Genomic DNA, 10,087 nt, shown 5'->3' on the forward strand with positions numbered 1-10,087 from the left:
AACTTACACAACAACATCAAATTCGACGACACGGTCTTCCCACCCATTTTCACGGCTTTAATGTGGTGCACCTGGCACTCACTGGCAGGAGTCGAACACCCCGGATGCGGACACACCGGATTACGAATCGACTGGTTAATAAACTCCAACACATCCGCAAACCGGGAATCCTCCGTCATCTCAAAGGAGTAGAGGCCGAAGTTTTCGGGAGCAAGGGGGCTGACGAGAGCAATGATCCCCTCCTTTTCAAGCTCTGCTTCCACAATCTCTTTACCCGTGATGGTGGCACCGTTGGTTGCAGAGAACACGAACTGGTTTCGTTCTTCCTCCGTATACCCCATAAAGTCCATAGTGAACGGGAGCACAAACAAAGGCTTGCCAACAGTGGGAAGCGACCCATCTGCTTCAGACAAAGCCAGCTTGACTAACCCATCAGCAGGACACGTCTTGTCCGTGGCTTTCGCACGATCAAAAATCTGCTTCACCCGGGAGGATTCTGCTGTGAGCGTCAAGGTGGCGAACGTGGAGTTTTTGATCGCCCGATACGTGAGCTTCTTGTCCGGGTTATCGGCCCGGTGTTCATTCAACTCCTGGAGGAGGCGTGCGCCTTGCGCGTTAATCGAGGCGATATCTGTCCCGAGTGGCGTTAGTTCCTCGCGCACACGCCACGCGTAGGCCTTCTTTTCGAGCTTCGCCACCTGAGACTCAATGGCCATGAGCGACCGGAACGTGTGTCCGGCTTGGCGAGCCGCTTCCCGAGCACGCTCCTGTTTGCGCGGTGCCCCACAATGCCCGAAGTAAATGTTGGCGATCTTCGTGATGTGCGAGGCGTTGACAGAGTCGATTCCGCGACGCACAAGCGCGGCCTTGGACACCCCGTAGAGTTCCTCAGCGACATCTATCGCTTGTGCTAGTACCCGGATATAATCCCCCGCTATGCTCACGCCTGACACTATAAAACAGGTCGCTCAACCTTGCATGACAAGTGCCAAAACCGCAGGAAAAAGGCCCCGCACCGGGGTGCGGGGCCTTCGCGTAGGCTTCCTCTTACCAGCTTAGCGAGCGAAGCGAGCTAAGCTGCGAGCTCGTCATCGGCAAAAACCGCGACTCCCTCGGGGCAGTCCTTGCAGGGACGGTGGGCGTCGAGATCCTCGGTGTTATCCAGGGTTTCGGAGGTCTGGGTGACCTTCGGGATGAACACGAGGATGAGGGTGATGGCGATGGCGCACATGACGGCGTTCGTGCCGAGGGCCATGAAGCCTGCCTCGCGGATCGTGATGTTGTCCTGGCGGCCGACGAAGTCGAGGATGTACGTCGGCAGGGCGGAGCCGGTGTCCCGCAGCGCGGTGTAGGTGGCGGCGGCGATGGCTGCGCCGAGGCCCGCGCCGAGGGAAGAAGCCATCTTGAAGATGCCGGCGCCGGAACCGTACTGGTCTTCCGGCAGGCCGCAAAGGGCGGCATCGGTGACCGGAGTGGCGAAGAGGCCGAGGCCGAGGCCGTAGAGGCTGAAGGCGACCGCTGCGATGATGACGTAGGTGCCTGTCATGACGTTGGTGAACATGAGCATGATGATGGACACGAAGACGATGGAGCAGCCGAGGAGCATCGGGGTGCGGACGTTGTAGCGCTGCATCATCTTTTCACCGACGCGGATGAACGCGACAACGAAGATGGCGTACCCGAGGGTGATGAGGCCGGCTTGGCCGGAGGAGTAGCTCGCACCGTCCTGCATGACCCAGAGGAACGCGGCGAGGATGCCGCTGGTGGCGTTCATGATGGCGTTGACCACGCAGGTGGCGGAGAACGTCTTGTTGCGGAACAGGCGGAAGTCCACGAAGGCGCTGTCGTTGGAGGTCTCCATCCGGACGAAGAACCAGAAGGCGGCGATGAAGGTGACGAACAGGCCGATGACGGTGGGGGACAGCCAGCCGAAGGAGGCGCCCTGCGTGATGATGAGCTGGAGGGCGACGATCGTGATCATCAGGCTGAGGATGCCCTTGAGATCGAAGCCGGAGGTCTTGACGTTGGCCTTGGCTTCGGGCATTTCGCGCATGAGGAGGATGGATGCGACGGAGACGGCGGCGCAGAGGAAGAAGATGGAGCGCCAGCCGAGTGCGGAGGATGCGAGTGCTCCACCGAAGACGGCGCAGATGCCGCCGCCGCCCCAGGAGCCGATGGACCACATGGACAGGGCGCGCTGCCTGTCGCGGCCGCGCCAGTACGTCTGGACGAGGGCCATGGTGGAGGGCATGATGGATGCTGCGGCAATGCCCTGGAAGATGCGGCCGCCGATCATCATTGTCGTGCCGAACGGCCCGAAGGCGGTGGCGACGAGCAGGGAGCCGACGATGTTGATCAGGTTACCGATCATGGCAACGCGCTTGCGGCCCCACCGGTCGGCGAAACCACCGGCGACGACGATGCACATGCCGGAGAAGAGTCCGGATGCGGAGATCGCCACGTTCATGATGTGCATGGGGATTCCCACGTCTTTGGCCATGAGCGGGCCGACGTTGAGGGTGGACTGGGCGAACAGCCAGAATGTCATCACTCCCAGGACGATGCCGACGAGAGCCTTGTCAGTACCTTGGTACGTCTCCCGTGTGGCAGCTTGTGTGTTAGTCATGGTTTTAACCGCCTCAAGAGTTGTCGTGTCGTGGTTTTTAAATCAGCATTATCTTTTTTAGGAATACCTTTACGCTACCGGGGAAAACGACGACTTTATGCGAATTGCCAAAAGTTTTAAGTCACACTTTTTCTTTACTACCCCCGAAAGTGATAAGACTTTTCGGCGGATTGTCCCCTATTTTTAGCGCGGGCACGCGCGGTGGCCTGTGGTAATCACAAATACATTAGTTTTCGAGTAAAAGTAGACCAACGTCACACTTGGGGGTATGTTCACTTTTTGTGAATGTGGGGGTGGTTGCGGGGTTAGCGGGTGGTTGCACGATGTTGCTCCTTGTTTGGGGCGAGATAGACATTTCCATGCGTGTAAAACGCGTGGTCGGTGCTTTTCCTCCGCATTTTTTAGGATGGATTTGCATAATATACATCGTTGCCAAGGATTGCCACAAGACTTCTGGAGCTTCCGTGCCCGTTTGGCAACAGTGAAGTAGTGATTGTGCTGCGTATTTCCCTATTGGTCGCGGAGAATTGCCCTCTAGTCACGGGAGTGCATAGTGCGTCTCCCTTTGGCCTCGTTGCCTCCGCGTGGGATACTGGGGGCATGAATGAGACGTCGCCAGAAAATGATTCGGCATCGCCCAGATACGCGGGGGCGTACGGGCGCGGGCGCTACATCACCGACGAAGGGCCTGAGCTTCCGGACGCGCCTGTGGGCTCCTCGGAGGCGGTTACCGCCATGCATGATCACGAGGCGGCCGAGGCGCTGTCCCACCTGGGGGACGTCGCCGCTGAGCTGACGCCACGGGATTTGCGGCCGATTTCCTTCAATCGCGCAGATAGTCGCTGGCTTGCCGGGGAGTCTTTGGGCAGCCCGGTGGTAAAAACCCGGACGGCGACGTCGCTGGATCAGGTGCAGGCTGCGGTGGAGTCGGTGGGCGTGCCCGCCCGGCTGGTGCCGGCCGTCGGCCCCTATTCCTATATTGAGGTGCAGTCCGTGGAGGATGCCCAGCGTCACTGGAATGGCCAGGACACTCTCGTGGAGGAGGTCATTGAGGGCGCCGAGCTCGTCACCATTCAGGTGGTGCGCAGCGTGGATCCCTCGACGGGGGAGGAGGCCTCCTGGTTCTCGGAGCCGATTGGCCACGATGTGTCGCAGGCGGTGCAGCCGATGCCGATTTCGTCTGCGGCGCGGGACGCGGCGCATTCCATTGCGGTGCGGATTGTGCAGTCGATGAACGACGGGCGCGGCCTGTATTCGGTGACCATGTGGGTGGCGGGGGACTGCTGCTATTTTGAGGACGTGGTGTACGGCCCCCGCCGTATCGGGCTGGTGACGCTGTACACGCAGCGCTATTCGCAGTATGAGTTGCACGCCCGCGCGAAGCTGGGGTTGCCCGTCGATGTCACGCTGACGTCTCCTGGTGCGGCGATGATTACGGAGCGGACCGTGGATGTGAAAAAGGCCCTCGCCCTCGATGAGGTGGACGTGCGGGCCTGTGAGATCGGGAACATTATCGTGGCGACGGCCCCCTCGGTGGAGGAGGCCGCCGCCCGGATCGCCGAGGTGGAGAACCTGGCGATGGAGGTTACGCGCTGAGCGTCATGGGGACGTGCGTGACGCCGTCCCAGTCGTATTCCTCACCGCTGACGGTAAAGCCGAGCTTCTCGTAGAAGCCCTGGGAGACGACCTGTGCGTCGAGGCGCACGGGCAGGCCGGGGAACTGGCCGTCGATCATGGCGAGGGATTCGCGGACGATGGTTGCGCCGAGCCCCGTGCCACGGTGGTCCTTCCGCACGGCGATGCGTCCGAGGTGGACGGAGTCGCCGTCGCGGTAGACGCGGGCGCAGCCAACGAGCTGTTGTTTTTCCAGTGCGCGGATGTGGAGCGTTGCCGGGTCGGCGTCGCGGTCTTCGAGTTCTTCGTAGGGGCACTTTTGCTCAACGACGAAGATGTCGGTGCGCAGCTTGTACAGGTCGTGGACCTCACGTGCGCTCAGGTGTCCGAGGTGGGACACAGCAAAGTATGTAGTCATGAGCGGGGAGGATAACTCTTCACCTCCCCTATTGCCAAATCGGGTCTGTTATTTCAGGTCGTTGGCGGGGCAGACCATCTTGATGTGGTCGATGCCGCCGAGGTCAAACACCTCTCCGACGGTGTGGAAGCCGTGCTTTTTGTAGAAGTCGATGGCGTGGGTCTGTGCTTCCAGTGCGATGTCGATGTCGTGGAATTCTTTCTTGCACATCTCGAGCGAGTACTCGATGATTGTGCGCCCGAGCCCCTCGCCCCGATATTGCTTGTCGACGGCCACCCTCCCGATCCTCACTTCAATCTCACCCTTGGTCGTGTCGTCGATGCTGGGGGTCAAAAAGAGGCGCGTGTAGGCCTTTAGATGACCCGCTTCGTCGTAGGCGCGGACGTGCCACGTGGTCTCGCGGGAGTCGATCTCGTCGGCCTCCGCCCAGTTGGCGCCCTGCTCCGCAGTGAACACCTCCGTGCGGAGCTTATACAGCTCATGCACCTCATGCGGACTGAGATCCTGGAGGTGCGCGCTTTTGTAGAGTGTCGTCATGTCCACAAAAAATACCGAAAATGGTCTCACCCTTCAATTGGAAGAGCAAAAACACTGGTAAAAAGAAAACCCCGCCAGCCGGCGGGGTGAGTGAGCGTTAGTTAGTTGTCGCGCTCGGAGTGGGTGTACTTGACCATGTCGTCCCACTCGACAACCTTCTTGCGCTCGCGGCCTTCGGCCTCGCCGAGGGCGCGCTCGTGGGCGTCGAGGTTGTACCAGCCCTTCCATGTGGTGTAGGCGATGCCCCGGTCGTCGAGAAGCTGAAGAACCTCGTCGCGCTCGGGCTTGGCGGGCGCGGGGAGCTTCCCGGTGCGGTAGTCGGACAGGAGCATGTCCGTCGTCTCCTTGGCGTCGGACTTGGTGTTGCCGATGAGGCCGACGGGGCCGCGCTTGATCCAGCCGGTGGTGTAGAGGCCGGGGATGCGGTCGCGGGTCCCGGCATCGATGACGTGGCCACCATCGTTGGGGATGACGGCGGAGCGGTGGTCGAAGGGCACGCCCTTGACCTCGTCGGAGCGGTAGCCCACGGCGCGGTAGACGGCCTGGATATCCCACTCGGTGATTTTTCCGGTGCTGCGGATGCCGCCCTTGCCGTCGTATTCCTGGCGCTCGGTCTTCAGCTTGGTCACCTTGCCGTTTTCGTCGCCGACGATTTCGACGGGGGCCTCGAAGAAGTGGATGAACAGCTTGTGCGGGGCGTTCTTCGGCTCGCGGAGGGCGTACTGCTCGAGGGTTTGGCAGACGAGGTCCTGTGTCTTGGAGTCGCGGCGGGCCTGCTCGGCGGCCTCGTCGTAGATGATGTCCTCGGGGTCGACGATGACCTCGATGGTGGGGGAGTGGTCGAGCTCCTTGAGCTCGAGCGGGGTGAACTTGGCGTTGCCGGGGCCACGGCGGCCGAAGATGTGGACCTCGTCGGCGGCGTTGGCGCCAAGTCCCTCATAGACGTTGTCGGGGATCTCGGTGACGTGCAGCTCGTCGGCGGTCTTGGCGAGGATGCGGGCGACATCGAGGGCGACGTTGCCCACGCCGATGACGGCGACGTGCGGGGCGGTGAGGTCCCACTCGCGCTGGAAGTTGGGGTTGCCGTCGTAGAAGCCGACGAACTCGGCGGCGCCGCGGGAGCCTTCGAGGTCGATGCCGGGAATGTCCAGGTCGCGGTCACCGGTGGCGCCGGTGGCGAAGATGATGGCGTCGTAGAATTCGTGGAGCTCTTCGACGGTGATGTCCGTGCCAATTTCTACGTTGCCCAGGAGTTTGATCTGGGGCTGGTCGAGGACCTTGTGCAGGGATTTAATGATGCCCTTGATGCGCGGGTGGTCGGGTGCCACGCCGTAGCGGATGAGACCGAAGGGGGCCGGCATTTTCTCGTACAAGTCGATGGCGACGTCCTGCCCGGACTTGATGAGGATGTCCGAGGCGTAGATGCCTGCGGGGCCGGAACCGACTACTGCGACGCGAAGTGGGCGAGTCATATTTCTCCTGTTTCGAATACGTGTAAACCGTTACTACCTTAACCCGAAAAACTAAGGCGGGCTAGTACCTGTAAGGCGTGCGGGATTTACATTAACATACTAAGCGGTCTAGTAAAAAGGAACCGTCTGGTCTATATGGGGCTAAAAAGCCAGGAAGCGGACGGTAACGATCGGTCGCGTCTATGATGCAAGACAAACCACCGCCCCTGAACTCGCGCATGTAGTCTGACGTTTTGTAGAGTGGTGTGTTGGCGCCTACTTGGTCACCTTGGGTGTGTCCGGTAACACTGCCGACTGGTTCGGCTAGGGTGGTGGCGCTTCAGACCATGACCTATATATAAGGACTTGCCATTATGAATTCTCCTCGCTCTGCGCTGCTCACCACTGTCGGCCGGACGTCGGCAGACTTCGACGCCAGTGCCATTGCTGCCGACCTCGGCCTCCGCCACCTCGACCTCGTCTCGATCGTTCCCGCGACGGGCGACGACGAGCCGACCCCCATCCGCCGCCTCATCGTAGAGGATCCGCTGGCGGCTGGCCCGGCACTCATCGAGGGCACGGGCAACGTCTCCTACGACTCCGAAGCCGCCGCGGCACTGGGCATTCCGGTGATCTTCATCGTCGACAAGCGTGGACTGACCGAGAAGCTCGCAGTGCGTGAGGCGGGGGGCTACCTCGCCACCGTCGGTGGCGTGTTCACCGAGGGTGAGCTGACGGCCGACGCCATCGCCGAGGCCCTTACGGGCGTCGATACGAAACCCGTCATGAGCCCCGACTACCTCCAGACGTGGCTGCAGAAGAAGGCCCAGGAGAAGACCACCCGCATCGTGCTTCCCGAGGGTGACGACGACCGCATCCTCCAAGCCGCCCACGAGGTGCTCGCCGAGGGCATCTGTGAGCTCATGATCCTGGGAGACAAGGAGACCGTTACTTCGCGCGCTAGCGCGCTCGGACTCGACATTTCCCGCGCGGAGATCATCGACCACCTCACCGACCCGCGCGCCGAGGAGTTCGCCGCCCAGTTCGCCGAGCTCCGCAAGAAGAAGGGTGTCACCCTCGAGCAGGCACGCGAGACGATGAAGGATGTCTCCTACTTCGGCACAATGCTCGTCCACACCGGCCAGGCCGACGGCATGGTCTCCGGTGCGTCCCACACGACGGCGCACACGATCCGCCCGAGCTTCCAGATCATCAAGACGAAGCCGGGCACCTCCGTCGTGTCCTCCATTTTCCTCATGGCCATGCGTGGCCGCCTGTGGGCCTTCGGTGACTGCGCCGTCAACCCGAACCCCACGGCCGAGCAGATCGGCGAGATCGCCGCCGTCTCCGCGCAGACGGCCGCCGCCTTCGACATCGACCCCAAGGTCGCCATTTTGAGCTACTCCACGGGCACGTCCGGCGCCGGCCCCGATGTGGACCGTGCCGTCGCCGCCACCGCCAAGGCCAAGGAGCTCGCCCCTGAGACGATTATCGACGGCCCCCTGCAGTTCGATGCCGCCGTCGACCCGGGTGTTGCGGCCAAGAAGGCCCCCGAATCCCCCGTCGCCGGTAAGGCCACCGTCATGATCTTCCCCGACCTTGAGGCCGGCAACATCGGATACAAGACGGCGCAGCGCACCGGTGGTGCGCTCGCCATCGGACCGATCCTCCAGGGGCTCAACAAGCCCGTCAACGACCTCTCCCGTGGCGCGACCGTCCCGGACATCATCAACACGATCGCCATCACCGCGATCCAGGCAGGAGAAACAAAGTAAATGGCTTACGCTCTCGTTATCAACTCCGGCTCATCGTCCATCAAGTTCCAGATCGTCGATTCCGACGCCGATGCCACCGAGGATCCCTTCGTCTCCGGCGTGGTTGAGCAGATCGGTGAGCCCAACGGCAAGCTGACCGTCAAGACGGGCGGCCAGAAGCACGTGGTGCAGACCCCCATCGCCAACCACACGGAGGGTCTCGACCTCTCTTTCAACCTGCTAAACGACCTCGGCGTCGGCCCCGAACAGGTGGACCTCAAGGCCGTCGGCCACCGCGTCGTCCACGGCGGTCTCCTCTTCTCCCAGCCGGTCGTCATCACCGACGAGGTGATGGGCATGATCCGCGACCTCATCCCGCTGGCACCGCTGCACAACCCCGCCAACATCGACGGCATCGAAGTGGCGCAGAAGATGTTCCCGGAGCTGCCGCACATCGCGGTTTTCGATACCGGCTTCTTCCACACGCTGCCCCCGGCAGCCGCCCTCTACGCCATCAACAAGGATGTCGCCGGCGAGGCAGGCATCCGCCGCTACGGCTTCCACGGCACCTCCCACGAGTTCATCTCCAAACAGGTGCCCGGGATGATTGGCCGCGATCCGGAGCACACCCGCCAGATCACGCTCCACCTGGGCAACGGTGCGTCCTGCGCTGCCATCCACAACGGTGCCGCCATCGACACCTCCATGGGGCTCACGCCGCTGGCCGGCCTCGTCATGGGCACCCGCTCCGGCGACATCGATCCCGGCATCGTCTTCCACCTCTACCGTCGCGGCATGTCCATCGATGAGATCGACGAGCTCCTCAACCGTAAGTCCGGTGTGAAGGGCCTGTCCGGTGTCAACGATTTCCGCGCCCTGCGTGAGATGATCGACAACGACGACCAGGACGCGTGGGTGGCCTACAACGTCTACATCCACAACCTGCGCAAGTACATCGGCGCCTACATGCTGCAGCTCGGCCGCGTCGACGCCATCACCTTCACCGCCGGTGTGGGCGAGAACGATCAGGATGTCCGCTGGGATGCCCTCGCCGGCCTCGAGAACTTCGGCATTGAGCTCGACCCGGAGAAGAACAAGCTGCCCAACGACGGCCCGCGCTTCATCTCCTCCGACACCTCCAAGATCCCGGTCCTCGTCATTCCGACCAACGAGGAACTCGCCATCGCCCGCTACGCGGTGCAGCTGGCAGAGGTATAACGTCCGGCGCAAGCTGTCGCGCGGGAGAAAACACCCGCGGAACGGAACATAAGCGTAATCTGAGAAAACTCCCCGCACCCCCAAAATTGGGGTGCGGGGAGTCTGCTATCTTTCCGTCGGTGTGCAAGGAAGAAACCGCGACGAGGTGTGATTATCAAAAACGACATTGATGTGGGGGCAAAACTAACCTTAACCGTATCCTCGCAATAAACTTAAAAAACCATAAACTCGCAGTAAGAACCCTCAGTTTACGGAAAAGGAACCTGGCAAAAAGGTGGACAGTCTAAGTGAATTCCCTTAAGATGGGCACCGATTACGAATTAGTCTGAGTGCGTCTGAATCTGCTTCTCAGAGTGACTCTCGATTCGTTCGTGGTTGGTTTACACCTTCTCAACTTTTGAAAGGAACAGTTTCATGACTGCTATCCGAAATCAGCGGGGGGTGTTCCTATATAGTTCGTCAACCTGAG

The 10,087-nt window shown here is 61.2% G+C and carries 8 protein-coding genes; 3 read left to right on the forward strand and 5 right to left on the reverse strand.

All coding sequences use genetic code 11. The features are described 5' to 3' along the window. On the reverse strand, window positions 1–944 hold a 944-nt coding region (locus tag HMPREF3044_RS09705; protein WP_070741218.1), incomplete at its 3' end, for an HNH endonuclease signature motif containing protein. A gap of 128 nt (window positions 945–1,072) precedes the next feature. Continuing rightward, the gene (locus HMPREF3044_RS09710; protein WP_070741221.1) at window positions 1,073–2,626 is read right to left on the reverse strand and encodes an MFS transporter; all 1,554 of its coding nucleotides are present in this window, start codon (window positions 2,624–2,626) and stop codon (window positions 1,073–1,075) included. Window positions 2,627–3,226: 600 nt separating this feature from the next. Between HMPREF3044_RS09710 and HMPREF3044_RS09715 the strand changes: the two genes are divergently transcribed. After that, the gene (locus HMPREF3044_RS09715) at window positions 3,227–4,222 is read left to right on the forward strand and encodes an ATP-grasp domain-containing protein (protein WP_070741223.1); all 996 of its coding nucleotides are present in this window, start codon (window positions 3,227–3,229) and stop codon (window positions 4,220–4,222) included. Here the strand turns inward: HMPREF3044_RS09715 and HMPREF3044_RS09720 are convergent. From HMPREF3044_RS09720 to HMPREF3044_RS09730, 3 genes are all read right to left on the reverse strand, one after another. Then, window positions 4,212–4,658, reverse strand: coding sequence for a GNAT family N-acetyltransferase (locus tag HMPREF3044_RS09720; RefSeq protein ID WP_070741226.1), 447 nt, complete (start codon window positions 4,656–4,658; stop codon window positions 4,212–4,214). The genes HMPREF3044_RS09715 and HMPREF3044_RS09720 overlap by 11 nt on opposite strands. Window positions 4,659–4,706: 48 nt before the next feature. Further along, entirely contained in the window at window positions 4,707–5,195 is a 489-nt protein-coding gene (locus HMPREF3044_RS09725; RefSeq protein ID WP_070741229.1) for a GNAT family N-acetyltransferase, read from the reverse strand. A 101-nt stretch (window positions 5,196–5,296) separates the two neighbouring features. Next, window positions 5,297–6,667 carry an FAD-dependent oxidoreductase gene (locus HMPREF3044_RS09730; protein ID WP_070741232.1) on the reverse strand — a complete coding sequence of 457 codons (1,371 nt, stop codon included), beginning with the start codon at window positions 6,665–6,667 and terminating at the stop codon, window positions 5,297–5,299. A gap of 353 nt (window positions 6,668–7,020) precedes the next feature. Between HMPREF3044_RS09730 and pta the strand changes: the two genes are divergently transcribed. Both pta and HMPREF3044_RS09740 read left to right on the forward strand, forming a co-directional pair. Next, a complete protein-coding gene (gene pta, locus HMPREF3044_RS09735) occupies window positions 7,021–8,421 on the forward strand; it encodes a phosphate acetyltransferase (RefSeq protein ID WP_005388537.1) in 1,401 nt (466 codons plus the stop codon). Then, window positions 8,422–9,618 (forward strand): acetate kinase, encoded by a 1,197-nt coding sequence (locus HMPREF3044_RS09740; RefSeq protein ID WP_070741234.1) that lies wholly within the window; start codon window positions 8,422–8,424, stop codon window positions 9,616–9,618. Window positions 9,619–10,087: the final 469 nt, after the last annotated feature.

The organism is Corynebacterium sp. HMSC073D01, from assembly GCF_001815555.1.
GTDB classification, from domain to species: Bacteria; Actinomycetota; Actinomycetes; order Mycobacteriales; family Mycobacteriaceae; genus Corynebacterium; species Corynebacterium glucuronolyticum.